Source organism: Pseudomonas sp. ASL9, from assembly GCF_056680335.1.
Genome location: NZ_CM155277.1, coordinates 4,709,627 through 4,733,568, shown reverse-complemented (window position 1 = coordinate 4,733,568; position 23,942 = coordinate 4,709,627). Strand labels below are relative to the sequence as shown.

Sequence of the window (23,942 nt, the reverse complement as noted above, 5' to 3'; positions counted from 1 at the left end):
ACTGCCAGCACCTATCAGGCCTGACGTTGGTGCTTGTCTATCTGCTCGTGACGTTCTTGAGCTTCAATGCAGTACTTGGTAGCAGGGCTGATCAGCAGGCGCTTAAGGCCAATCGCCTCACCGCTGTCTTCGCACCAGCCAAAGCTGTCGTTGCCAATTCGTTCAAGGGCCATTTCCAGCTGAGGAAGCATGCGCTGATCACGATCGATCACGTTCACCAACCAGTGGCGCTCTTCTTCAACCGACGCCGCATCAGCAGGGTCGGAAGGCGTGTCCAGGCTTTCGATAGCAATACGGCTCTGCTCGATTCGCTCGTGGATCTCGACTTTCATGCCTTGCAGCAGCTCGACGAAGAAAGCGTGCTGCTCGGCATTCATGTAGTCATCGGCCGGCATCGCCAGCAACTTGTCCTTTGTCATTGATTTCTCTATAAAAAATACGTGCATTAAGGCGAATTAAGGAGCGGTTCAGCGTTGCCGAAAAAGCGCCATCGTCTCCAAGCGCCACCTGGCACTCAATTTATGAGGGGCGGCAGTCTAAGGCCGGCGTGTGGACTCGGCAACCTAATTGAAAGGGTTTTGCTCAACAAGTCGCGCAACGGCCTTGCTGCCTGCCTGTTCACGGCCTCGCGTAACACCCGTGAAATCTGCTCTGGCCGGGGATTTCCAGAGCAACGGCAACACCATCATCACCCTCGACAGGACGGTCTGACCGACGTGCGGTCCATCGGTTCCAAAGGATCGACAAAAACCCAAAGTCAAATGCCCGCACAGCCCGGTAGGGGTCGTGCAGGCATTTTCATTTCCCTACCTGAATCAGAACACCGTTTCCACTTTGACACCACCGATCCAGGCGGCGGCGACTTCCCGCACACCGCCCGGATAAAGCACGTATTGCAGGTTCGGCCGCACCGTCAGCCAGTTGGTCACATGTACGCCGTAGTAAACCTCGGAGCTGTATTCGCTATGCTGCAGCGGGATGCTGTTCGGGTCATTGTAGTCAGTATGACCACTGATCTGACTTTGCAGCTCGGCACGTTCGAGATAGTCTTTGTTGGTATGCACCCGTGCAACGCCAAACCCGATGGCATCCTTGGGCCGCGCATCGAAGGGGCCGGTGTAAACCATGCCCGCCTGGATAAAATTGTCGACCTGATTGGTGTCCTTGTCATGCAGCGTGAGGTTGGCGAATAGCGACAGACCGCGACTGGTATCGCCGTCACGACTGGTTATTTGCTGTTGCGCCACCAGCCAGTAACCGGATTTGCTGCTGTGAGAACGGAAATCCCCTCCCACCAACGGCTGTGGCTGCCCGTTGACGCCCAAAAGCACATCATTGGCATTTGCGCTGCTGTAGTAATAACCGACGCGGTATTCACCCGGCAGACCCTGGACTTTCGGCGACCAGACCAATTCCACCGGGACCACCGTACCCTTGGAGCCACTGCCATTGAGTTTGAAACCGTTGCCAGTTTCCAGGTTAGTAGGGTTCTGTTCGTAGGCGCCCACTTGTACAAACAGTTCCGGATCGAGGTTGTACTTGACCCGACCACCCCATTGGCTGACTGGCCAGTTGTACCAGATACTACCGGCCCAGTTGCCCACCTGCGAACCGCAGAACGTCAGGCTCTGGAAGTCGCACGGGAAGCTGTTGAAGTCCTCGCCGAGGCCGAGGCGACCCAGTTTCACGTCCAGTTTGTTATCGAGAAAACCCTTGCTGAACCACAGCTGGGTCAACCGCCAGGTCTGCCCCCGACCATAGACTTCCTGTGATGAGTCGTAGCCCCCCACACGCGGATCAGCGATCCGGTCATTGGTCAGGCTGCGGCCGTCACGTTCGGTGATCGCTACCTTGAACAGCGCGTTCTCCAGGCCCAGGGTCTTTTGCAGATCGACCTTCAGACCCAACACGAATTGCTCGGTCCAACGGGCCGTATGATCCTCGTTGTAGCCGCCCTTTATGTTGGTTGCCAACTCGCCGCCGTGTTCCAGCTGGAAGTCATAGCCTTTGTCCAGCAACTCGGTACGTAACCCACCCCAGTCGCCCGTCAGCCACTTGGAGTCGGGATCAAAAGCCTCTGCCGCCAGTACCTGTCCGCCGATACACATGACTGCCAGCCCCAACAGACAGGGAGAAACAAACACATTCGATTTTCTTGCGCCCATGGCAAAGCTCTCCTCTTTATTGTTGTTAAGGTTTTTTTGAACGAGGGTGTGAACGAAGATTGGTCTTTAGAAACAAAAGCCAGACACAAGGGCCAGAACTGACCCCTGTGGCGAAACGGTGACTCAGCGCTTGATTTTGCGCTTGTTGCGGTATTGGTCGATCACCACGGCGATGACAATGATCAAGCCCTTGATGATGTCCTGGATATAAGCGTCGACGCCGACGAAGGTGAAGCCGCTGGCCATGACCCCAAGGATCAACGCGCCGATCACGGTCCCGGTGATGCGCCCCACACCTCCCGCCAGGCTGGTACCACCGATCACCGCAGCGGCAATCGCGTCCAGCTCGTAAGACATGCCCATACCGGCCTGCCCTGTCGCCGCCCGCGCCGAAGCCACCACGCCCGCTAGCCCGGCCAGCAAGCCGGCAATGCTGTAGACCATGATCAAATGACGTTTGACGTTGATCCCGGACGTGCGCGCCGCCTGCATGTTGCCGCCGATGGCGTAGGTGTACTTGCCGTATTTTGTGTAGCGCAGGGCGATGTGGAAGATCACCGCGACCACTAGGAAGATGATGACCGGCATTGCCCCCTGACCGATGGCGGTGTACGAATCCGACAGCATGCTCACCGGCTGGCCTGACGTGTAGAAGCGCGCCACACCACGAGCCGACACCATCATGCCCAAGGTCGCAATGAACGGCGGAATTCCGGTGATGGCAATGATGCTGCCGTTGATCGCCCCCGCCAGCAGCCCCACCCCCAGCCCGGCGACCACCGGGATCCACACCGGCAGATCGGTGAGCGATGGAAACACGGCTCGGGCAAAGTCCGAGGTTTGCGCCAGACTGGCGGCGATCATTGCCGACAGCGCCAACACCGAACCCGAGGACAAATCGATACCGGTGGTAATGATGACCTGGGTCACGCCGATGGCCAGCAGGCCAATGATCGACACTTGCAGGATCATCAACACCAGACGCTGAGCGTTAAAGAGAAAGCTCTGATCACGAACGATCCAGCCAAACACCTCGAAGACCAGGCCGATGCCAATCAGCACCAGAAAAATGCTCAACTCGGTGGGCAAGCGCCGCTTCGACTTGACCGCCCCTACGGCGGGTTTATTTTCCAGAATCGCGTTCATTGCGGTTAATCCTCATGTTCTGCTGCGTGCTCACCGGCCCGCTAGTGAACAGAATGGCCAGAAGCGAGGTGCATTACTCGCTCCTGGGTCGCTTCGCTACGGTCGAGCATGCCCATCATCTCGCCCTCGTGCATGACCATGACCCGGTCACTCATGCCCAGAACTTCAGGTAACTCCGAGGAAATCATGATCACCGCCATGCCTTCGCTGGCCAGATAGGAAATCAACCGATAGATCTCCACCTTGGCGCCGACATCGATGCCCCGGGTCGGCTCATCAAGGATCAGCAACCGTGGGTTGGTCATCAGCCAGCGTGCAAGCAGGGCCTTTTGCTGGTTACCACCGGACAAGGTGTCGATGCACTGCTCCAGCGACGGAGTTTTCACCCGCAGCTTCTTGCACATGTCTTCGCACAACGTGCGCAGGGCTTTTTGCTGGATAAAACCGCCGCCGGCGTAGTGCGGCAACACCGCCATTTCCATGTTTTCCAGCACTGACAGGCAGGGGAACAGGCCGCTGAGCTTGCGATCCTCGGTCAGCAGGCCAAAGCCTTTTTCGATCGCCAGGTGCGGATCGCTGATACGCACGCTGACGCCGTCGAGCTGAATATCCCCGCCGTCACTGGGGGTGATACCAAAGATGGTTTCCGCGATATTGGTTCGCCCGGAACCCATCAGCCCGGCGATCCCTAGAATTTCGCCCGCATGCAGATCAAACGAAACGCCCTGGAACACACCATCCAGACGTAGATCTCGCACTGACATCAGCAGATCGCCAATCGGTTTTTCCCGTACCGGGAACAATTGGGTCAACTCGCGACCGACCATCATTGAAATCAGGCTGTCGCCATTCATGCTGTCAGCACGCTGCAGGCCGATATAGGCGCCATCGCGAAACACCGCTACTTCATCGGCGATGCTGAAGACTTCGTTCATTTTATGGGTGATATAAATGATGCCCTTACCCTGCGCCTTGAGGTCGGCAATGATCGAGAACAGGTGGGTGACTTCCTTGTCGGTAATGGCAGACGTCGGTTCATCCATGATCAGAATGTCGGAGTCGTAAGACACGGCCTTGGCGATCTCGACCATCTGCCGCTCGGCAATGCTCAGGTTGCCCACCAGTTCCTGCGGGTCGAGGTTGATGCGCAAGCGCTCCAGCAACGCAGCGGTGCAGCGGAACATTTCCCGGTGATCAATCATGTGCAGGCCATTGAGTTGCTCACGGCCGATCCAGATGTTTTCAGCGATGCTCATGTGCGGCATCAGGTTGAGTTCCTGATGGATCATCGCGATCCCGGCCTGCAAAGCGGCCAGCGGTGTGTCGAAGCTGATGGGTTTGCCACGCAGGCGCAGCTCGCCGTCGTCGGGCTGGTAGATGCCGGCGATGATCTTCATCAAGGTGGATTTACCGGCGCCGTTCTCGCCCATCAACGCCAGCACTGAACCGGGGCGCACGCGCAGTTGCACATTGGACAGGGCCAACACACCGGGGAAGCTTTTACTGACGTTGATGATTTCCAGCAGATAGGGCACATCGGCAGTGTCGGTTGCAGCAGCGCCAGCCGATAGATCGGTCTTGGCGGTACTCGAAGCAGTAGCTGAAGCGAACATGTGACTGGTTCCTCAAGCGACGTTATTGTTTTTAGGAAGAGGCAAAAGCGCTGCTATTTGAACGAATCGACGTTCTCCGGGGTGATCAAGCGATAGGGCACCCAAACGGCTTGTTCCACGGCCTCGTGTTTGACCATTTTCACTGCTGTGTCGATCGAGCCATCGGCCTGGCCCTTGGCGTCCTGGAACACCGACACGGTCATCGTCCCTTTCTTCACCGCGCGCAGGCCATCAGGCGCACCGTCGATACCGGCGATCAACACCGAGCCCTGTTTAACGCCGGCCTGTTTGAGTGCCATGGAAGCACCAATAGCCATTTCGTCATTATTGGCGACCACCGCATCGAATTTTTTGCCCTGGGTAATCCAGTCGTTGGTCAGATCCATGCCCTTCTGGCGCAGCCAAGTACCGGTCTGCTCCTGAGTGATCTTGATGTCCGGGTATTTGGCGAGCACTTCTTTAACGCCTTTGGTGCGGTTCTGCGTAGAGTTGTTGGCCAGATCGCCCAGCAGGATCACGATATTGCCTTTGCCACTCATCTTGTCGGCCAGGTACTGCATCTGCATCTTACCGGCCTCCAGGTCATTGGAGGCGACCGTAACCACACCCTTGGGCAGGTGCAGGTCATCAGGCCTGCGGTTGACGTAGATCAGCGGAATTCCGGCCTTGACGGCGGCGGCGGTGATTTTTTGGGTGGCGGCGGTGTCCACCGGGTTAACCACAATGGCGTCGACTTTCTGGCTGATGAAGTTCTCGACCTGACTCAACTGTTTGACCACGTCGCTGCGGGCGTCTTCGAATTGCAGCGTGACGCCATCCGGCATGGACTTGGCTTTTTTATCCATGGATTCGCGCAAGTAGGTGAGCCAGGTATCGTCGAACTGCGACATGCTCACGCCGATTTTGAGGTCGGCCAAGGCCGCGCCGCTAACCAACATCAACGCCAAAGTAAGGGAAGTGAAACGAATAGGGGTCTTCATGCGGGTCTGTCTCCAAATTTTTGTTTTGTTTTATGGATAACCTGAAACGACTCTATTGGAAAATAATTTCTATATCAACTGATTTTAGAATTCTTTTCTATTTTCATTTTTTGCAGCGTTTGCCCTGCTCCCACCGAAAATCACCTATCCCTGTGGGAGCAGGCTTGCCTGCGAATAGGCCGGCACATCAACCCAGCAAATCGACTACTTTCCCGCTCTCTGAACTCAACCGCGCCGCATCGAGCACAGCCGCAGACGCCACCGCATCACGCGGATCGACCGGGTTCGGCCCCCTGCCCGCTACAGCCTCCTGTAACTGGCGATAAAACGCGTCCCAACAGCCTCGCTCGGAGGGGATACGCTCGCGCTGCTCGCCTTGCTCGAACCAGCCCCAGCGTCGGTGTTCTTCAACGCCCCAGCGGTCACCCTCGCTTTTCGGTGACAGACCGGCCAGCGAGGCCGCTTCCTGCCCGTCCAGACCTTCGACGCTGTAACAGCCCGCCGAGCCGCTGACCCGAAAGCGCGGCCCCGGGCAGTTCTGCAAACAGCTGCCCCACAAATGCGAAACCACGCCATTGGCGTGGGTCAAAGAAACGAAAAAAGCGTGGTCGAGTTCCGTGTCTGCCGTGGCAAAGTCCAGCTCGGCGTAGACCCGAGAAACCGGGCCGAACAGCAGCATTGCCTGGTCCACCAGATGGCTGCCCAGATCACGCAGCATCCCGCCGCCGCTCACCTTGCCCACCGATTTGGGCGAATACCGTTCGACCCTGGACTCGAATCGGCTGATCTCGCCCAGCACACCGTTGTCGATCAGCTTGCGCAGCGTGAGAAAATCCGAATCCCAGCGCCGGTTCTGATAGACGCTGAGTAACACCCCTCGACGTTCGGCGGCCTGGACCAACTCACGGGCCTGCGCTGCGTCGTTGGCGAAGGGTTTATCGCTGACCACCGCCACGCCCAGCTCGATGGCTTCGAGGATCAGCGCCCTGCGTGAAGCCAATGGCGTGGAAATCACCACGGCATCGATGTCGGCGGCAACCAGATCAGCGAGGCTGTCGAACGCCACCACTTTTGGATAATCCTGGGCCAGCTCCGCGCGCCGCTCCGGCGAACGGGTGACCACGCCGACAAACGTCGCACCGGGCAAACTGGCGATCAAAGGCGCGTGAAAATAACGCCCGCCCTTGCCATATCCCACTAATCCAATGCGCATTGAGTTCTCCTGCTTGATTCAAAATGTGTGGTGCGGCATTCGCATTCCTCTGTGGGAGCAGGCTTGCCTGCGAATCGATCGGGCAACGCGATCTATCTGATCAACTCACTCCTCACCCGTTCCAACATAAAGCGATTGGATTCATCCGCCCGCTCCTCCCAGGCAAACACCGAGACAGTCGCGATGCCGTCGAACTTGATCTCACGCAGGGTAGAGAAGAACGCCTGCCAATCCACTTCGCCCTGCCCGATATCCAGGTGCTGATGCACCGTGGCAGTCACCCCCGGCGGGTTGACGATATAGCGCAAACCCGACGAAGCCTTGTGGTTGTAGGTGTCGGCGATGATCAAGTGCGTCAGTCTGGAACCGGCGTATTTGAGCATCGAGGCAATATCCCCAATGCCATCGTCATAGAAGAAGGTATGCGGCGCGGCATAAAGGTAGTTGATCCAGTCACAGTCGAGGCCGCGAATGATGTCCACCGATTCATTATTGCGTTCGCAAAAATCATAGGGGTGCGCCTGAATATCGAGCTTGACCCCTTCGCGTTCGAAGATCGGCATCAGTTCATCCATGGACTTCATGAACTGGTTTTCACAGACCAGTGCGTTGTCGGCCTGCCCACTGAATTCGGTGTTGATCAGTTCGCAATCCATCTCCACGGCAATCTGGATCGCGCGCTTCCAGTTACGCACCGCCGCCTTGCGCAGCTCCTCATCGGGGCCGGCCCAGTGATACAGCGGCAATAGCGATGAGAGTTTGACTCCGGCGTCGCTCAAGGCTTTGCGAAACTCCTTGATCCGCGCCCGGTCGACACGAGGGTATTTGTAGAACGGCATAAAATCTTCGCGGGGCGACAGCTCGATGTGTTCGTAACCCAGCTCGGCAACTTTATCGACCATCTTGCCCAGCGGCAGATGGCGGTACATATAGGGATCCAGGGCAATGCGCATTGTTGTTCTCCACCAGTGAAACCGGGTCCAGCCATTCGCGAATAAATTCGCTCCCACAGAAAATCTGCAATTCACACTGTGGGAGCGAATTCATTCGCGAAAGCTATCTGTCAGGCATAAAAAGCAGGGCGATCCGGCAAGCTCACCGGGACGATAGCACCGCTGTTCTGCGCTTCAATGCACGCATCGGCGGTGACTGCGGCAGCATAACCATCCCAGGCCGAAGGTCCGCCGACTTGGCCTGCCCGTACGCCATTGATAAACGCCTGCAATTCGACGTCATAAGCCGCGATGAAGCGGTCCTTCCAGTCCATCAAGATCGCGTTGGACAGCTTCGCCCCGCTGCGCAGCTGCACTTGCGAAGGCTCTGGCAGTCGAGCGATGCCGGTTTCACCCACCACTTCGCATTGAATGTCATAACCGTATTGGCAGTTCACAAAGACTTCGACATCGATGCGCGTGCCTTTGACGGTTTCCAGCAGGACGATCTGCGGGTCTTTGAGGTGAGCAAAGGCCTTGCCGGATTTACGCGGGAACACCACTTGCACCGACACATAGTCGTCGTCGAGCAACCAGCGCAGCACATCGATCTCGTGGATCAGCGTGTCGGTGATCGCCATGTCGGTCTTGTAGTTCTCGCCCACGGTGGGGTTGCGATGGGCGCAGTGCAGCATCAACGGCTCGCCGATCTGGCCGCTGTCGATCACGGATTTCAGCGCGCGGTAGCCTTCATCGTACGGACGCATGAAGCCGACCTGAACCAGGCGCTTGCCGTGGGCGATCTCGGCCTCGACGATCCGCCGACAGCCTTCGGCCGTCACCGCCAATGGCTTCTCGCAGAATACCGGCTTGCCGGCGGCAATCGCTGCCAGCACGAACGCTTCATGGCTCGGCCCCCAGGACGTGACCAACACCGCCTCGACATCCGGCGCGTTGATCAGCGCATGTCCGTCGGCATAGACCTCGGCCGTCAGGTTCAGGTCGCGGGCCACCTTGGCGGCCTGTTCGAGATTGATATCGGTCAGGGCCACGACCTGACTGCCCAGCAGGGTCTGGCTGCAACGCCGGATGTGATCCTGGCCAATTGCGCCGGTGCCGATTACGCCTAATTTCAACGCCATTTCAGTGCTCCCTTTGGATTTGTTCTGGGGTGACTTCGATCAGTATTTGCGGGCTTTCGCCAGTTCTTTGTTCACTTTTTCGAAGACCTGGGCGGTGGTGCCGGTGGTCGAGACTTCAGCCACCCCTACCCGCCACCAGGACAGGTATTTGTGGATCATGGTCTTGGGCAGAACTTTGATGTCGATCAGCGTCGACACGCTTTGTTTCTGCGCATCGATCAGTGCCGCCTCCAGTTCAGGAAGGGTATTCACCTTGTAGGTCTTGCAGCCGTAGGCCGCCGCGCTCATGGCAAAATCCACCGGCACGAAGTCGCCATCCAGCTTGCCGGTTTCCGGGTTACGGAAACGGAACTCGGTGCCGAAGCTGTCCATTCCGTGTTCCATTTGCAGGTTGTTGATGCAGCCGAAGGTCATGTTGTCGAGCAGGATGACGTTGACCTTGCGCCGCTCCTGAATCGACGTAGCCAGCTCCGAGTGCAGCATCATGTAAGAGCCGTCGCCGACCAGTGCATAGACCTCTCGCTGCGGCTCGGCCAGCTTGACCCCCAACGCAGCATTGACCTCGTAGCCCATGCACGAATAGCCGTATTCGACGTGGTAGGTGTTAACCCCGGTGCTGCGCCAGGCCCGCTGCAGATCCCCTGGCAAGCTGCCCGCTGCGGCAACGATCACCGCGTCGCGGGGCAGGCTCTGATTGAGCACACCCAGCACCCGGCTTTGGGTCAGGCAGGAACCGGTCAACTCGATGAATTCACGTAACACCGCGGGGTCTAGGTGGTCGTTGATTTCCGGGACGAAATCCTCGGTCTGGTATTCGACCGCGTAGAGACGGTCCACTTCAGCCTCCAACTGCGCCCGAGCCCGTTGTGGCTGGTCACCCCAGGCCGAGCGATAGCCGCTTTCTGCCAACGCTTCGGTCAGCGCCTCCAATGCCACTTTGGCGTCGGCCAGCACTTGCACCCCGTCAAGTTTCTGCGCATCAAATGCACTGACGTTGAGGTTGAGAAACTGCACCTCAGGATTCTGGAACAGCCATTTAGATGCGGTGGTGAAATCGCTGTAACGGGTGCCGACGCCAATGATCACGTCTGCCTCCTTGGCCAACAGGTTGGCGGCCAACGAACCGGTCTCGCCCAGGCCGCCGAGGTTCAGCGGGTGAGCCGAGACGATGGCGCTTTTACCGGCCTGGGTTTCGGCGAACGGAATGTCAAAGCGCTCGGCAAACGCCTGCAACGCATCCGCCGCCCCCGAGTAACGCACCCCGCCGCCACACACCAGCAACGGTTTGCGTTTGCCCTTGAGCAGGGCCCGCGCATCGCCCAGCATCGCTTCACTGGCGGGACGACGGTCGATGCGGTGCACACGTTTTTGCAGGAAGCTGTCGGGATAGTCATAGGCTTCTGCCTGTACATCCTGAGGCAGCGCGAGGGTTACGGCGCCGGTTTCAGCAGGATCAGTCAGCACGCGCATCGCATTGAGCGCCGCGCTCATCAATTGCTCTGGACGGTTGATCCGGTCCCAATATTTACTCACGGCCTTGAACGCATCATTGGTGCTGATACTCAGGTCGTGAAACTGCTCGATCTGTTGCAGGACCGGGTCTGGCTGACGGCTGGCATAGACATCGCCCGGTAACAGCAGCAGCGGGATGCGGTTTGCGGTGGCCGTGGCGGCCGCTGTCAGCATGTTCGCGGCACCCGGCCCGACCGATGACGAACAGGCGTAGATCTTGCGCCGCAGGTTCTGCTTGGCGAAACCGATGGCCGCGTGGCACATGCCCTGCTCGTTTCGGCCCTGATGGACAATCAACTGACCGCTGTCCTGCTCCAGTGCCTGGCCGATGCCCAGCACATTGCCGTGCCCGAAGATGGTGAAAATCCCGGCGACGAATTTGCTCTGAACCCCGTCGACTTCGACGTACTGGTTATCGAGAAACTTCACCAGCGCCTGGGCCATGGTTAAACGTGTGGTTTTCATGTTCGACTCCCTATGTCTGATAGGCCCTATTCGCAGGCAAGCCTGCTCCCACAGGGGTATGCAACGTCTGTGGGAGCAGGCTTGCCTGCGAAGAGGGCCGCGCAATCATCGCTGCAAAAAGGCCATGCTCGCCCCCAGCGCCTGCTGGATATCGATCAGCTCATGCACGCTGTCGGCGAACGGTTCGAAGGACAAATGCCCGGCATAACCGTCGCCGAGCAAGCGCTCGATCTGGGCGGCGTTGCCGAGAATGTCCGCCTCGCCGACCAACACCCGATGCCCGTCACGAATGCTCGCCAGCGGCACTGCGTCATCTTCGACACCGGAGATGTGCACCAGCCCGGTCAAGTCGGCAAAAAACTCTTTTTCACCCGCCAGATGGTGGTGAAAGGTGTCATGTACCAGGCGGAACACATCCAGCCCGCCGACCGCCTTGATCGCATCCACCGCCTGACGCTTGCGGCGCAACGAACACTCTTCAAACCCCAGCGGTTCGACGAACCCAAGAATGCCGTGCTCGCGCAGGATTGGCGCCAGTGCGCTCAACGCCGTGCGCAAACCCGCAGCGCGTTCTGCGGCATTGCGCTGATCAGCGCGGTCGTTCAATGGGCAAAGCACCAATGCTTCGGCCCCACACTCACGGGCATAGATCGCCAGCTTCAATGCCTGGGCACGGCGCTGGTCATTCCACACATCGAAGGGGTAAAGGGCATTGATCGACAACACGCGAATACCCTGTGCGGCGCACAGATCGCGGACGGTCTGTGGCGCAGTGCCGTCCTCGATCTCGATGCCTTTAAGGTCATTGCGAATTTCAATGGCATCGGCTTTCAAGGTCACTGCCAGCGCAACGAAATCCGCCAGTGACAAGCGTGGGGCAACCATACGGTTCAAGGCAAAACGCAGGGGATGGCTCATTATTCTTGTTCTCCAAAATATCCACGCGCACACGATTTATTTAGCGGTCGGCATACCGAATTCGGGGCCTTTGGCAATGCTGTCGGGCCAGCGCTGCATCACGCTTTTGTAGCGGCTATAGAAACGCATGCCTTCTTCGCCATAGGCGTGGTGATCGCCGAACAGCGAGCGCTTCCAGCCACCAAACGAATGCCAGGCCATCGGAACTGGAATGGGCACGTTGATCCCGACCATGCCGACCTTGATCGTGCGAGCGAATGCGCGAGCGACGCCGCCATCGCGGGTGAAGCACGACACGCCGTTGCCAAATTCGTGGGCATTGATCAGCGCCACCGCGCTGGCGAAATCCGGTACGCGAACGATGCCCAGCACCGGACCGAAGATTTCTTCTTTATAGATGCTCATTTCAGGCGTGACGTTATCGAACAGCGTGGCGCCTACAAAAAAGCCCTGTTCGGCGCCCGGCACCGTGAAGTGGCGTCCATCGACGATCAGTTGCGCGCCCTGCGCCACACCCTGATCGATGAAACCCTCGACCTTGGCCTTGTGCACGTCGGTCACCAGAGGGCCCATGTCGATGTCGCTCTGCATGCCGTTGCCGACCTTGAGCTGATCAATCCGTGGCAGCAGCTTTTCAATCAGGCGGTCACCCACATCGCCCACCACCACCGCGATGGAAATCGCCATACAGCGCTCGCCCGCCGAACCGTAGGCCGCACCGATCAGTGCGTCGGCCGCTTGATCCAGGTCGGCGTCAGGCATGACGATCATGTGGTTCTTGGCGCCGCCCAAGGCTTGTACTCGTTTGCCCCGGGAAGTCCCTTGTTGGTAGATGTACTCGGCAATCGGTGTCGAGCCGACAAAAGAAATCGCCTCGATGTCCGGGTGTTGCAGCAAGCCGTCAACCGCCACCTTGTCGCCCTGCACCACGTTAAACACACCATCGGGCAGACCCGCTTCGGTGAGCAACCGCGCCATCAACAGGCTGGCCGACGGATCGCGTTCGGACGGCTTTAGAATGAAGGCGTTGCCGGTGACCAGCGCCATGGGAATCATCCACAGTGGCACCATCACCGGAAAGTTGAACGGAGTGACCCCGGCACAGACGCCCAGTGGCTGACGCAAGTTCCAGTTGTCGATGCCGCCACCGATGTTGTCGCTGAAATCGGTTTTCAACAGGCTCGGTGCACCGCAGGCGAACTCGACGATTTCGATCCCACGCGTCACTTCGCCCTTGGCGTCGGAGAACACCTTGCCATGTTCACGGCTGATGATTTCCGCCAGTTCATCGTGGTGTTGATCGAGCAGTTCCTTGAACTTGAACATCACCCGCGCACGGCGCAGGGACGACTGATCAGCCCAGGCCGGGAACGCCGCCAGCGCAGAAGCGACGGCCTCGTCCACGGTTTTCAAGGTTGCCAGTGCAACCCGTGCCTGCACGCTGCCGGTGGCCGGGTTGAACACGTTGCTGTATCGCTCGCTGGCGCCTTCTTGCACCTTGCCATTGATGTAATGGCCGATAACCGGGGACTCGCTCATGCCGCTGCTCCTCGCACTCAATTCAATCAATAAAAAACAGGATCAAAGATCCAGCAGCCAGCTGTGCTGAGGATCGTTATGAAATTGCCAGGCGCGTTTCGGCCCGGCCATTACGTTCAGGTAATAGGACTCGTAGCCATACGGCACACTGACCGGGTGATAGCCCTTGGGCACGGTCACCAAATCGTTGTTTTCCACGGCCATGGCCTGATCGATGCTGCGATCGTCGGTGTACACGCGCTGGAACACGAAACCCTGAGGTGGGTTGATCTGGTGGTAATAGGTTTCTTCCAGAAAGCTTTCGTGCGGCAGGTCGTCCTGATCGTGTTTGTGCGGTGGATAACTCGACGAATGCCCGGACGGCGTGCGCACTTCCACCACCAGCAACGAATGCGCTGGCTCGGTATCGGGAAGGATGTCGCAGACGTAACGGGTGTTGGCCGCCTTGCCACGCGTGCTGCGTTTCATGCTGTCAGGGGTGATCAAGCGCGCAGACAGGTTTTTCGTGACATCGCCAGGGGCCGCGCAGACCGCGACTTGCACGGCGCTCAGCGCGGTGATCTGCGCTTGGCTATGGGGCGGCAGGTACACCGCGAACGGCGATTTGTCTTCGAAGACCGACTTGCGATCCCCAATGTTCTCCCACTGGAAACCGCCCTGCACCGGCGCGTCACCCTTGATGCTGACCCGTCCGCTGAGCAGCACCAGACACAGTTCCTTGTCCCCGGCTCTGACCGGCAGGCTTTCGCCGACCGTCAGACGATAGGCCGCGAAGCCCACGTACTCCAAAGCACCGGCACCGAGCTCGACCATGGTGCGGCCGTCGCGCTTGCTTTTAACCAACAGGTTCATTGTCCGGCGCTCCTTTTCTGAGCAGCGGTCAGCAGACCGCGCAACGTCTCGTAGCCTTTTTTGGCGTAGACGTAACTGGGTGCGACAGCAGGATCCTGCTCGGCCTCGACCACCAGCCAGCCGCTGTAGTCCGCAGCCAACAGCACGTCGAGCAACGCAGCAAAGTCGATATCGCCATCACCGGGCACGGTAAAGGTGCCGTTGATGATGCAGTCGGGGAAGCTCCACAGGTTGTTGCGCGCCAGTTGCACCACCGGCTTGCGCACGTCCTTGAAGTGCACATGGCAAACGCGCTGGATGTGCGTTGTCAGCACCTGCAACGGCTCGCCGCCGCCCATGTAGCAATGGCCCGAATCGAACAACAGCCCAACTTCTTTGCCCGTCAGGGCCATCAACTGATCGATGTCCTGCGGCGATTCAACGTAGGCACCCATGTGGTGGTGATAGGCCAGACGTACGCCTTGAGACAAGGTGAAACGTGCCAGCTCGGTGAGTTTGTCGGCGTATTCCTGCCACGCCTGATCGCTGTGAAATCGTGGCCGTTCAACCAGAGGGATGCGCTGGCCTTGAATCGAGTCGGCGACCTCGCCGTACACCAAAACCTTGGCGCCGTTTTCGGCAAGTAACTGAACGTGACCGGCGATGGCCTCGATTTCCTCCGCCACTGAGCGCTGGGCCAGGCGGCTGGAGTACCAGCCTGACACCAGCGCCAGACCGTAAGGACGCAGCACATCGCCGACACCCTTGGCGTCCTTGGGAAACTTGCCGTTGAGTTCGAAACCTTCGTAGCCGATCTCCTGGCCTTCGCTCAGGGCCGTGCTCAAGGGTGTTTCGCCGCCGAGGGCAGGCAGGTCGTCGTTGCTCCAGGAGATGGGATTGATGCCAATCCGGATCGCCGAAGGGCCAGAGGGAGAGCGCGTGGAAACGGGCATGGCTGCACCTTTTTTTGTTTTCAACTGACAGATTTCAGATCACAGCGACGGCGTCAGGCTCGTGCCTCACGCCAGGACTCGATCAAGAGCACAAAGGTGCCTTGCACCCGGTTGATCAAGGTCGCGTCGTCGATTTCGCCGGCCATCCAGGCCCGACTGGGTTCCTGAAAAATCGTCCGACCCACGGCAAAACCCCGGCAACTGCTGCTGTGGCGAGCTTGCTTGAAGCCCTTGGCCAACGCTTCGACAGGCGCGTTCAGACCCAGCAGTACCACACCTCGGCAATAAGGGTCGCGCTCGCGAATCAACTCATCGAGTTGCTGCCAGACCTCGGCGGTCTGCGCTTCGATCTTCCACCACGCAGGGAAGATGCCTAGGTTGTACAGGCGTTTCAGCGCGCGATAGAGCACATCGGGATAGCTGGACGGATGATCTTTGGGTGGGATTATTTCCAATAGCAGCTCGTGCCCGCTGACCTGTGCGGCCTGGTACAGACCCATGAGCTGGGCTTCCTGCTCCAGACGCAGCAGCGGTTCGTCATCAGGATGAAACTGCACCAGGCACTTGATGATGTGTTCCTGAGGCCAGTTCAGCAAATTGCTGCCTACCGAACGACCATGCTCGAACATCAGCGGCCGTGAGCCCTGCACCTCCACTGGGCGGGCGACCCACCAGCCACGGCCGGTCGCGGCGTTCAGTGAGTCCTGACCAAAACGCTGATCAGCCAACAGCCCGACATCGGCTTCGATGCCCCGCTCTTTCAAATCGATTTCGACCCGCTCCACTGCCTGAATAAAGAGCTGCTTGAGTTGACCGATGCTGCTCAGATCACGACCCGCCTTCTGCGCCAGCTCCACCAGTTGCCCTCGATGATCGAAGGCGAAAATAAATAGCGGCTTCCATTGCTTACGCGGCACGCTGACCTGATGCAGGCGTTGCAGCACCGTGTCCTGGTCCGGGCGGGTTATCGGCACTGGGCTGTTGAACAGGTAATCGAGTTCGGCCACGGTCGGCATGGCGGGCGCGCAGGCATGCCGGGACACCACCAGACCACCGCAGGCATTGGCCAACTGGCAGCAACGCTCGTCGCTGGCATCGTTCAGCCAACCTTTCAGGTAGCCCGACATGAAGGCATCGCCGGCGCCCAGAACGTTCAGTACTTCGACCCGCACGCCGGGGTAGATCGCACCGTCCTCCAGCCTGGCGGGGATCGCACCCTGAATCACCGTGCAACCTTGTGGGCCGAGCTTGACCACCAGTGTCGCGGCAGTCAGGCCACGCACGGTGCGCAGGGCGCTGAGCAGATCGCTGGAACCGCCAGCCATCAAAAACTCTTCTTCGGTGCCGACGATCAGGTCGAAACGCGGCAGGATCCGCTGCACATGCTGGCTGACCTTTTGATCAGCGACGAACCGGGTTTCACCATCGGACTTGCCTGCCAAACCCCACAGCACGGGGCGGTAGTCGATATCGAGGATACGTTTGACGTTGTGTTTTTCGGCGTAATCCAGTGCCTGGCTGCTGGCCTTGAACACTTGATCAGTGGAGAAATGGGTACCGGTGATCAGCAGCGCTTTACTGGAGGCAATCAGTTCCTCACTGATGTCCTCGCTGCGTAGCGCCATGTCTGCGCAGTTTTCGCGGTAGAACACTAACGGGAAGGTTTCGCGGTCCTTGAGACCCAGCAGAACCAGGGCGGTCAAGCGTTCCGGATCGACCTTGATCCCGCTGATGTCACACCCTTCCCGGACCAGGGACTCGAGGAGGAAGCGGCCCATATGGTCGTCACCGACCCGGCTGAGCATGGCGGATTTGAGCCCCAGGCGAGCGGTTCCGAAGGCGATGTTCGCCGACGAGCCACCGAGGTATTTGGCAAAACTGCTGACATCCTCCAGCCGCGCACCGACCTGCTGTGCGTAAAGATCGACGCCGAGGCGCCCGAGGCAAATCAGATCCAATTGACGCCCACTGGCAAAACGAGTCTGGCCCATGCTGGCTCCTGTTATTTTTATCAGCCTGCGTTGCGCGCCGAAGTTGCGCGAAACGCTCTTGGTGGGTGCAGACTAGAACGTCTGTCGACGACGATCAATATTTATTCTATAAATTTTTTATGTGGAATATTTTTTCCAATATGCTTTGGTGCAATAGCACTTCGTGCTAAACAGGCGAGGATATACATCGCAACCCCTGTAAACTGCACCGTCTAGTGTCAGGGCCAGGACCGGTTCTTTCGGCCCGCAATGCCTTATAAGAGCAAGCCAGAAGGATTGAATCGTATGCCCAGTACTGATCAGCACGCGTTGCCCGAAAGCTGCGCCGACGCGCCGCTAATGAACGCCGAAGGTCTGCTCAAGCTGATCACCACTGAATACGAAAACTTGCCGCGTCAGCTCAAACGTATCGCCACCTACATGAGCCAGCAAAGCGACCGGATCATGGTCGACCGCATCAGCGATATCGCCCGTGAATGCGAAGTGCATCCGTCGGCCATCGTGCGGTTTTCCCAGCGGTTCGGATTCAGCGGCTTCAGTGAAATGCAGGCGCTGTTTCGTGAGGCCTATACCCACAAGACCACCCCGGTTCAGAACTACCAGCAGCGCATCCGCAGCATGATCGCCAACAAGTCGCAGAAAGCCAGCGGCGGCGACCTGGCACGCGAGTGTGTGAATGCCACGCTGTCCGGGCTGGAACGTCTGGGTGCCGAACTCGATGACGAGGCCTTCGACAAGGCGGTCGATCTGGTGGTGAATGCAGACAACATCTATGTGGTTGGCGTGCGGCGTTCCTTTGCGGTCGCCGACTACCTGGTCTACAACCTGCAACACACCAACAAGCGTATCCACCTGATCTCAGGCCTGGGCGGCAGCTATCGCGAACAAATGCGCAGCGTGCGCGCCAACGACCTGGTCATCGCCATCAGCTTCACACCCTATGGCAAAGAAACCCAACACTGCCTGCGCATCGCCCAGCACAATCTGGCAAAAACCCTGATCATCACCGACAGCAACCTCTCCCCTCTGGCCAAACGCGCCAACGCATTATTGCTGGTCAACGAAGGCAGCTCCTTCGCCTTCCGCTCCCTGAGCGCAACGCTGTGCCTGTGTCAGGCGCTGTTCATCGCCGTGGCTTATCGGCTGGAGCTAAAGGTCGATCAGATACATGAGCAGGTGGGATTTGAGGATTAGCCTCAAACAATGACCGACGTTTTTTGCCCGCACGCTCGCCCGAAGTATCCAAAACAACATCCCTCAACCCAAACGAATATAAGTTGTACAAAGATAAAATCTTGTACAATTAATTGCAGCTTTTTAGACGTAAATACGTATGATGGCCTTTTAGCATAAGTGAATGTAAAAACCACCTGTTCGCCTTGCTGACCAAGGAGCAGAGGTTCTAATCCACGCTTATTTCCCTGAGCCAGGTGCAGCATGCTATTTGCCTCGAATAAAAAAGTTATACATGACTTGCAACAAGTCATTGCCCAGCAAGCCTGCCTGCTTCAGGCCATTGACCGCTCCATGGCAACCATCGAGTTTGACTTGAATGGCATCGTGCTCAGCGCCAATGACAACTTCCTCAACACCCTGCGTTATCGAAGGGACCAGGTTATTGGCAAGGAGCACCGGCAGTTCTGCACTTCCGAATACAGCCGCAGCGACGAATACACGCAACTGTGGTCACGCCTGCGAGCTGGAGACTCCGTCACGGCGACCTTTCGACGCGTTGCGGGCGACGGCCAGCCGGTCTGGCTCGAAGCCAGCTATAGCCCGGTCAAAGACACCACGGGCAAGGTGGTGAGTGTTATCAAATATGCCATCGACGTCACTGAGAAAGTCCAGCTTGAAACTGAAGCGAAAAACAAGCTTCAGGCCATCGACCGTTCCATGGCAGTGATCGAGTTCGATCTTGATGGACGTATTCTCTCTGCCAATCAAAACCTGCTGAAGCTGTTGGGCTATAGCCTGAACGAACTACAGGGCAAGTATCATCGGAAGTTGTGCCCGCCCGAATTGATCAACAGTGATGAGTACGAGGATTTCTGGCGGCGCCTGAACAAGGGTGAGTTTTTCAGCGGTCAGTTCAAGCGGGTGGGCAAGCACGGCCAGACCGTTTGGATGGAGGCCAGCTACAACCCTGTGCATGACGCCAGCGGCAAATTGTGCAAGGTGGTCAAATTCGCCTCTGACATTACCGCGCGTATCGAACAGCATGAAAAGGATGCCCATAGCGCCGCCCAGGCGTATCACATCTCCGTCGAGACACAGAAGGTCACCGAACAAGGCACACGGGTGATTCAGCAGGCCGCCAGCGAGATGCGCCAGATATCCATAGATATCGAGGACTCCTCCCGGATCATCACCCAATTAGGCGAGCGTTCGGGACAGATCAGCGCCATCGTCAATACCATCCGCAGCATCGCCGACCAAACCAATCTGTTGGCCCTCAACGCAGCCATTGAAGCAGCGCGGGCCGGGGATCAAGGCCGAGGATTCGCAGTGGTTGCCGACGAAGTCCGGCAACTGGCAGGACGTACCAGCCGCTCCACAGCGGAAATATCAGAAATGATTCAGGTGATCCAGAGCGAGACCCAGCAAGCCATCGAGAGCATGGACAATACCCGAACAACGGCTGCCAAAGGTGTGGAACTGGCCGATCAGGCCGGCTCGGTCATCGTGCAAATAAGCGACGGCACGAGCAATGCCGTGGATGCGGTGAGGATGTTTGCTCGTCAGGATGTGGCGCGCTGAACCCAAAACGATTCAGCACCGGTGACTAACACCACTCATCGGTTACTTCTGTCATTTGTTAAACCTTTTGTAATGCATGGATTCAAATCTGTTACGAGGCCCATAGACCTCGTAACAGCACGCACTCATGAAGAGGTGAATTCATCATGCCTACCAACAAAAAACCAACGGCTGGCGACAAGCACTCTGACCCCAGCAAAAAGAGCAGTGGCGGCGGCAACCTTGCCCAGGGCCACGAAAAAGCTCCTGATCCCGGAAAAAAAGGCCCAGAACAGGGCTATACCGGCGGACGCAGCAAGTAAGTGACCGGCTAAGGCGGGGATTTTTATTCCCGCCTTACTGAAACTTGTTGTTTATCCGTCCGAGGCATTCACGCATGAAACTCAGCATGTCCACCCTTCGAGCAACCGGCCTTGCCCTGCTGTTTGGTATGGCGTGTACCCATGCTTATGCGGCCTCCCCGGCAGTCTTTGTTGATAATGCCTCCGCCAAGGGCCTTGCAGAAATCCAGACCAGCCAACTGGCGCTCGAAAAAAGCCACTCCGTTGAGGTGAAAAGCTTCGCTCAAATGATGATCAAGGACCACACCGACACCAACCAGAAACTGGCCGAGGTGGCGAAGGTTTTACAGGTACCGTTGGCCCGTGAAATTGAACTTATGGACCGCGCCAAGAACATGTTTCTTCAATACCGCGACGCATCGTTCGACAACGCCTACATCAACAACCAAGTGAAGGCTCATGAAGCCGCCATCAAGCTGTTCCAGGATGAAGTCAGGACGTCGCAGACGCCGGCACTCACAACGTTCGCTAAAGACACCTTGCCTACATTGCAACGGCACTTGGACATGGCAAAACAATTGCAGGCCAACTACGACAAGTAATATCAGCCCACACGGGCCTCTTGCTGATACACAGGGTAGGTACCGTCATTCACTGCGACGACTTTCCCGGTTAGCTGCGTGCTCTTTTCGGACAACAAAAAAATAATTATATCGGCCATGCTATCGGATCTGGTCGGGCCGTTGATCGTTTCCGCTCGCGTGTATTCTTGTTGTCGGTAATTGGCAATCAAGGGGTGAATGGCCGTCTCGCGAACCATGGCCGGCGAGACCGCGTTTACTCGGATGTAAGGGGCGAAGTTCCAGGCGTTGGCTTTGGTCAAACCAATCACCCCCGCTTTAGTAGCGCCGTATCGCGCATCACCGCCGCCAGCCTCCCCCTCCACCGAGGTGATGTTGACGATGCTGCGAAATGCTTTGGATTCCATTTCCCTCTCTGCAAAGTCTTTGGACAGGTACACCAAGGCTTTAAGGTTGACGATCCAAGTATCGTCGAGTTCTTTATCGGTATAGCGACAAACACTTTTACCTGGATAAAGGCCCGCGTTATTGATCAGCGCGTACAGCGAGTTGTGCTTCTCATACAGACCAGGAATAAACGACTTGATGGTGGAGAAATCGGAAAAATCCGCGAACTGAACCTCCAACTGCTCACGCCCGACCCCTGCCGCCAGGCATTCAAGCCCATCCATGTCATTGTCTGCGGCAATCACATGGAAGCCTTCGGAAATACAAGCCTTGACCACTGCTTTGCCAATGCCACTGGCAGCTCCGGTGACCACTACATTCTTCATGAGAACCACCTTAGCGAGCTGATTTTACATGCCCCGGTTTTCCCGGCACTAGCAATGGTTGACCCGGTCAGGCACACGATCCACGTTGATGCTGGAGATCGACAGTCGGGCCGGGCTGTTGGACCGCTTCAAAAGAACCTGAACAGTGTGAAAAATCGCTAACTCTGCCGAGCGCTTATCCGAAGGTGTCAATGAAGAGTCCCGACACACTTCAGCGTCGGCATTCTCGTTTTTTTGAAGGAGAACAGCGTTCTGATCGCTCATACCCTTAATTCCTTCATGACCAAAATGAGCACAACAAAGATAACGCTTCAGTCCTACAGATTGGATCCAATATTAAACCCTGTCAAAGTAGTTTTAATCGTCCTATAAGCACAAATCATTATTAAGTAATTTTTTTTAATTTCCTTATTGATGCCGCCAGTCAGCTAGCCCCTGCGGGGCTATGCCTCCGGACAACACTCACTGACCTACACCTGCATGTCCAACAACGCCGCCCCCAGCGCCTTGCCGTGGGCGTCCAGTGCCAGGGAGCGTGTCACGCCTCCGCGCAGGATGCCGGGCAAAACGAAGTTCAGGGCATGAACATTGGGCAACTCATAGCGCCGCACAGGGCCTGCCGCCGGGTCGAGCAGTTCGACAAACCAGGCCGTGACGCGCTCGACAGTCAGCGTCTGGCACAGGTGCGGGTAGTCTTCGGCGCGATAGGCGATGACCGAAATGTTCGAGGTGTCGCCTTTGTCGCCCGTGCGGGAATGGGCCAGCTCACGCAGTTTGACGGTACTCATGGGGCATCCTCCAGATGAACGTGCGGGGTGACTGCATCACGTGGCAGGTACAGCGACGCGACCGCCACCACCTGACGCAGGCTTTTGCTGGCCCCGCCACCTCCGTAAGGACCGTTGGTGTACAGGGTTTCCACTTCATTGCCGACCCGCACCGCTTCGGCTCGATCAGCACAGCGTGCGGCCACCCGCAAACGCACCTCCCACGGTTCGCTGCTCGTGCGTGAACCTAGCCCGGCCCCGTGCAACGCATCGACGCCAATCAGCTCAGCGCGCACTTCGTCGTAGATCACGCCGGTCAGTTTCAGCCGTTCGAGCACGACCTCACGGGCCAACTGCGCCCGGGCCACAGCCCCCGGCCCGCCATACGCGATCTGCCCTTCGCCGATCCAGCCATCGAGGTAACCCACCGACACCTTCAAGGTTTCAGGCCGTGGGTGCCCGTCTGCTCCCGCAACACGCACCCGGTCGACACCGTCGGCACTGAAGCTGACCGCAGAAAAATCGGCACTGACATCCGGCGTCAGGTACGCCGCCGGGTCGTGCACTTCATAGATCAGTTGTTCAGTGCAGGTGGCGGTGTCGATGCGTCCGCCCGTGCCCGACACTTTGCTGATCACCGCCCGCCCCTGAGCATCCACCTCGGCCAGCGGGAAGCCCAGCCGAGCCAGATCGGGAACATCCTTGTAGCCGGGATCGGCAAAGTACCCGCCGCTGATCTGTCCGGCGCATTCGAGCAGATGGCCAACCAATGTGCCGCGCCCCAACAAGGCCCAATCATCTTCAGCCCAACCAAACTCGAACAGCTGCGGTGCGAGGAACAACGATGGGTCGGCGACCCTGCCGGTGATCACCACATCCGCGTCGGCCTGCAGCGCTTCGACGATGCCTGCCGCGCCCAGATATGCATTGGCCGAGATCAGTCTTTCGCCCAGCGAGCCCAGGGTTGCACCATTGTCGAGTAGCAAGGAAGGCTCGGCCTGCAACGTATCGAGCACATCATCGCCGGTCAACGCGGCGACTTTCAGGCGGTTCAACCCCAGCTCCGCAGCGATCCGCCGTACCTCGCGAGCGGCCGCCAGCGGGTTGGCGGCGCCCATGTTCGTGATCACGCGCAAGCGTCGGCGATGGCCATTAATGCCACAACCGACAAAAGGCAGCACCCGGCGCATACGCTCGCTCAGCAAGGGGTCGTAACCCGCCTCGGGATCAGCCAGACGGGCCTGCTGTGCCAAGGCGATGGTGCGTTCGGCCAGGCATTCAAAGACCAGATAGTCCAGATCGCCCTGCTCGGCCAGTTCCACGGCAGGCTCAATGCGGTCACCCGAGTAACCGGCGCCAGAGCCTATGCGTAAGGTTTTCATG

Annotated in this window: 22 protein-coding genes and 1 pseudogene; 5 read left to right on the top strand and 18 right to left on the bottom strand. The window is 58.0% G+C overall.

Annotated features, from left to right (window positions below; genetic code table 11):
* Positions 1-14 precede the first annotated feature (14 nt).
* The 14 genes from AC1ME2_RS21850 to AC1ME2_RS21785 form a co-directional block, all read right to left on the bottom strand.
* Entirely contained in the window at positions 15-419 is a 405-nt protein-coding gene (locus tag AC1ME2_RS21850; protein WP_480436712.1) for a TraR/DksA family transcriptional regulator, read from the bottom strand.
* Between the two features lie 396 nt (positions 420-815).
* Entirely contained in the window at positions 816-2,165 is a 1,350-nt protein-coding gene (locus AC1ME2_RS21845; protein ID WP_480436711.1) for a carbohydrate porin, read from the bottom strand.
* A 123-nt stretch (positions 2,166-2,288) separates the two neighbouring features.
* On the bottom strand, positions 2,289-3,311 hold the full coding sequence (locus AC1ME2_RS21840) for an ABC transporter permease (protein ID WP_480436710.1): 1,023 nt from the start codon (positions 3,309-3,311) through the stop codon (positions 2,289-2,291).
* A 41-nt stretch (positions 3,312-3,352) separates the two neighbouring features.
* The gene (locus AC1ME2_RS21835) at positions 3,353-4,924 is read right to left on the bottom strand and encodes a sugar ABC transporter ATP-binding protein (RefSeq protein ID WP_480436709.1); all 1,572 of its coding nucleotides are present in this window, start codon (positions 4,922-4,924) and stop codon (positions 3,353-3,355) included.
* Between the two features lie 53 nt (positions 4,925-4,977).
* Entirely contained in the window at positions 4,978-5,904 is a 927-nt protein-coding gene (locus AC1ME2_RS21830) for a sugar ABC transporter substrate-binding protein (RefSeq protein WP_480436706.1), read from the bottom strand.
* Between the two features lie 187 nt (positions 5,905-6,091).
* The gene (locus AC1ME2_RS21825; protein WP_480436704.1) at positions 6,092-7,117 is read right to left on the bottom strand and encodes a Gfo/Idh/MocA family protein; all 1,026 of its coding nucleotides are present in this window, start codon (positions 7,115-7,117) and stop codon (positions 6,092-6,094) included.
* Between the two features lie 92 nt (positions 7,118-7,209).
* Positions 7,210-8,070, bottom strand: a complete 861-nt coding sequence (locus tag AC1ME2_RS21820) for a sugar phosphate isomerase/epimerase family protein (protein ID WP_480436703.1) — start codon at positions 8,068-8,070, stop codon at positions 7,210-7,212.
* Positions 8,071-8,180: 110 nt separating this feature from the next.
* The gene (iolG, locus tag AC1ME2_RS21815) at positions 8,181-9,191 is read right to left on the bottom strand and encodes a bifunctional inositol 2-dehydrogenase/D-chiro-inositol 1-dehydrogenase (protein WP_480436701.1); all 1,011 of its coding nucleotides are present in this window, start codon (positions 9,189-9,191) and stop codon (positions 8,181-8,183) included.
* A gap of 39 nt (positions 9,192-9,230) precedes the next feature.
* A complete protein-coding gene (iolD, locus tag AC1ME2_RS21810; protein ID WP_480436700.1) occupies positions 9,231-11,168 on the bottom strand; it encodes a 3D-(3,5/4)-trihydroxycyclohexane-1,2-dione acylhydrolase (decyclizing) in 1,938 nt (645 codons plus the stop codon).
* A gap of 105 nt (positions 11,169-11,273) precedes the next feature.
* Entirely contained in the window at positions 11,274-12,086 is an 813-nt protein-coding gene (locus AC1ME2_RS21805) for a TIM barrel protein (protein ID WP_480436698.1), read from the bottom strand.
* Between the two features lie 36 nt (positions 12,087-12,122).
* Complete coding sequence (locus AC1ME2_RS21800) at positions 12,123-13,625, bottom strand: CoA-acylating methylmalonate-semialdehyde dehydrogenase (protein WP_480436696.1); 1,503 nt, start codon at positions 13,623-13,625, stop codon at positions 12,123-12,125.
* A gap of 42 nt (positions 13,626-13,667) precedes the next feature.
* The gene (iolB, locus tag AC1ME2_RS21795; RefSeq protein WP_480436693.1) at positions 13,668-14,477 is read right to left on the bottom strand and encodes a 5-deoxy-glucuronate isomerase; all 810 of its coding nucleotides are present in this window, start codon (positions 14,475-14,477) and stop codon (positions 13,668-13,670) included.
* Positions 14,474-15,409, bottom strand: a complete 936-nt coding sequence (iolE, locus tag AC1ME2_RS21790) for a myo-inosose-2 dehydratase (RefSeq protein ID WP_480436691.1) — start codon at positions 15,407-15,409, stop codon at positions 14,474-14,476. Before iolE ends, iolB begins: the two co-directional genes overlap by 4 nt.
* 53 nt (positions 15,410-15,462) lie before the next feature.
* Positions 15,463-17,400 (bottom strand): bifunctional 5-dehydro-2-deoxygluconokinase/5-dehydro-2-deoxyphosphogluconate aldolase, encoded by a 1,938-nt coding sequence (locus AC1ME2_RS21785; RefSeq protein ID WP_480436689.1) that lies wholly within the window; start codon positions 17,398-17,400, stop codon positions 15,463-15,465.
* 285 nt (positions 17,401-17,685) lie between these two features.
* On the opposite strand from AC1ME2_RS21785, the gene AC1ME2_RS21780 reads away from it, so the two are divergent.
* The 5 genes and pseudogenes from AC1ME2_RS21780 (at position 17,686) to AC1ME2_RS21760 (ending at position 21,040) form a co-directional block, all read left to right on the top strand.
* Positions 17,686-18,594, top strand: coding sequence for a MurR/RpiR family transcriptional regulator (locus AC1ME2_RS21780; RefSeq protein WP_480436688.1), 909 nt, complete (start codon positions 17,686-17,688; stop codon positions 18,592-18,594).
* Between the two features lie 243 nt (positions 18,595-18,837).
* Positions 18,838-19,611, top strand: a pseudogene (locus AC1ME2_RS21775) (PAS domain-containing protein); the annotation flags it as partial.
* Between the two features lie 87 nt (positions 19,612-19,698).
* Complete coding sequence (locus AC1ME2_RS21770; RefSeq protein WP_480442270.1) at positions 19,699-20,157, top strand: methyl-accepting chemotaxis protein; 459 nt, start codon at positions 19,699-19,701, stop codon at positions 20,155-20,157.
* Positions 20,158-20,303: 146 nt separating this feature from the next.
* Entirely contained in the window at positions 20,304-20,459 is a 156-nt protein-coding gene (locus tag AC1ME2_RS21765; protein WP_480436686.1) for a hypothetical protein, read from the top strand.
* 86 nt (positions 20,460-20,545) lie between these two features.
* The gene (locus AC1ME2_RS21760) at positions 20,546-21,040 is read left to right on the top strand and encodes a DUF4142 domain-containing protein (RefSeq protein ID WP_480436685.1); all 495 of its coding nucleotides are present in this window, start codon (positions 20,546-20,548) and stop codon (positions 21,038-21,040) included.
* A 2-nt stretch (positions 21,041-21,042) separates the two neighbouring features.
* On the opposite strand, the gene AC1ME2_RS21755 is transcribed toward AC1ME2_RS21760, so the two are convergent.
* The 4 genes from AC1ME2_RS21755 to AC1ME2_RS21740 form a co-directional block, all read right to left on the bottom strand.
* Positions 21,043-21,792 (bottom strand): SDR family NAD(P)-dependent oxidoreductase, encoded by a 750-nt coding sequence (locus AC1ME2_RS21755; protein ID WP_480436683.1) that lies wholly within the window; start codon positions 21,790-21,792, stop codon positions 21,043-21,045.
* Positions 21,793-21,840: 48 nt separating this feature from the next.
* Entirely contained in the window at positions 21,841-22,056 is a 216-nt protein-coding gene (locus AC1ME2_RS21750; RefSeq protein ID WP_480436681.1) for a hypothetical protein, read from the bottom strand.
* A 206-nt stretch (positions 22,057-22,262) separates the two neighbouring features.
* The gene (locus AC1ME2_RS21745; RefSeq protein WP_480436680.1) at positions 22,263-22,580 is read right to left on the bottom strand and encodes an AtuA-related protein; all 318 of its coding nucleotides are present in this window, start codon (positions 22,578-22,580) and stop codon (positions 22,263-22,265) included.
* Positions 22,577-23,941 (bottom strand): acyclic terpene utilization AtuA family protein, encoded by a 1,365-nt coding sequence (locus AC1ME2_RS21740; protein WP_480436679.1) that lies wholly within the window; start codon positions 23,939-23,941, stop codon positions 22,577-22,579. Before AC1ME2_RS21740 ends, AC1ME2_RS21745 begins: the two co-directional genes overlap by 4 nt.
* Between the last annotated feature and the right edge of the window lies 1 nt (position 23,942).

Coding starts and splice junctions, on each gene's coding strand:
- AC1ME2_RS21850 (WP_480436712.1), bottom strand. CDS start 419: ATGACAAAGGACAAGTTGCTGGCGATGCCGGCCGATGACTACATGAAT.
- AC1ME2_RS21845 (WP_480436711.1), bottom strand. CDS start 2,165: ATGGGCGCAAGAAAATCGAATGTGTTTGTTTCTCCCTGTCTGTTGGGG.
- AC1ME2_RS21840 (WP_480436710.1), bottom strand. CDS start 3,311: ATGAACGCGATTCTGGAAAATAAACCCGCCGTAGGGGCGGTCAAGTCG.
- AC1ME2_RS21835 (WP_480436709.1), bottom strand. CDS start 4,924: ATGTTCGCTTCAGCTACTGCTTCGAGTACCGCCAAGACCGATCTATCG.
- AC1ME2_RS21830 (WP_480436706.1), bottom strand. CDS start 5,904: ATGAAGACCCCTATTCGTTTCACTTCCCTTACTTTGGCGTTGATGTTG.
- AC1ME2_RS21825 (WP_480436704.1), bottom strand. CDS start 7,117: ATGCGCATTGGATTAGTGGGATATGGCAAGGGCGGGCGTTATTTTCAC.
- AC1ME2_RS21820 (WP_480436703.1), bottom strand. CDS start 8,070: ATGCGCATTGCCCTGGATCCCTATATGTACCGCCATCTGCCGCTGGGC.
- iolG (WP_480436701.1), bottom strand. CDS start 9,191: ATGGCGTTGAAATTAGGCGTAATCGGCACCGGCGCAATTGGCCAGGAT.
- iolD (WP_480436700.1), bottom strand. CDS start 11,168: ATGAAAACCACACGTTTAACCATGGCCCAGGCGCTGGTGAAGTTTCTC.
- AC1ME2_RS21805 (WP_480436698.1), bottom strand. CDS start 12,086: ATGAGCCATCCCCTGCGTTTTGCCTTGAACCGTATGGTTGCCCCACGC.
- AC1ME2_RS21800 (WP_480436696.1), bottom strand. CDS start 13,625: ATGAGCGAGTCCCCGGTTATCGGCCATTACATCAATGGCAAGGTGCAA.
- iolB (WP_480436693.1), bottom strand. CDS start 14,477: ATGAACCTGTTGGTTAAAAGCAAGCGCGACGGCCGCACCATGGTCGAG.
- iolE (WP_480436691.1), bottom strand. CDS start 15,409: ATGCCCGTTTCCACGCGCTCTCCCTCTGGCCCTTCGGCGATCCGGATT.
- AC1ME2_RS21785 (WP_480436689.1), bottom strand. CDS start 17,400: ATGGGCCAGACTCGTTTTGCCAGTGGGCGTCAATTGGATCTGATTTGC.
- AC1ME2_RS21780 (WP_480436688.1), top strand. CDS start 17,686: ATGCCCAGTACTGATCAGCACGCGTTGCCCGAAAGCTGCGCCGACGCG.
- AC1ME2_RS21765 (WP_480436686.1), top strand. CDS start 20,304: ATGCCTACCAACAAAAAACCAACGGCTGGCGACAAGCACTCTGACCCC.
- AC1ME2_RS21760 (WP_480436685.1), top strand. CDS start 20,546: ATGTCCACCCTTCGAGCAACCGGCCTTGCCCTGCTGTTTGGTATGGCG.
- AC1ME2_RS21755 (WP_480436683.1), bottom strand. CDS start 21,792: ATGAAGAATGTAGTGGTCACCGGAGCTGCCAGTGGCATTGGCAAAGCA.
- AC1ME2_RS21750 (WP_480436681.1), bottom strand. CDS start 22,056: ATGAGCGATCAGAACGCTGTTCTCCTTCAAAAAAACGAGAATGCCGAC.
- AC1ME2_RS21745 (WP_480436680.1), bottom strand. CDS start 22,580: ATGAGTACCGTCAAACTGCGTGAGCTGGCCCATTCCCGCACGGGCGAC.
- AC1ME2_RS21740 (WP_480436679.1), bottom strand. CDS start 23,941: ATGAAAACCTTACGCATAGGCTCTGGCGCCGGTTACTCGGGTGACCGC.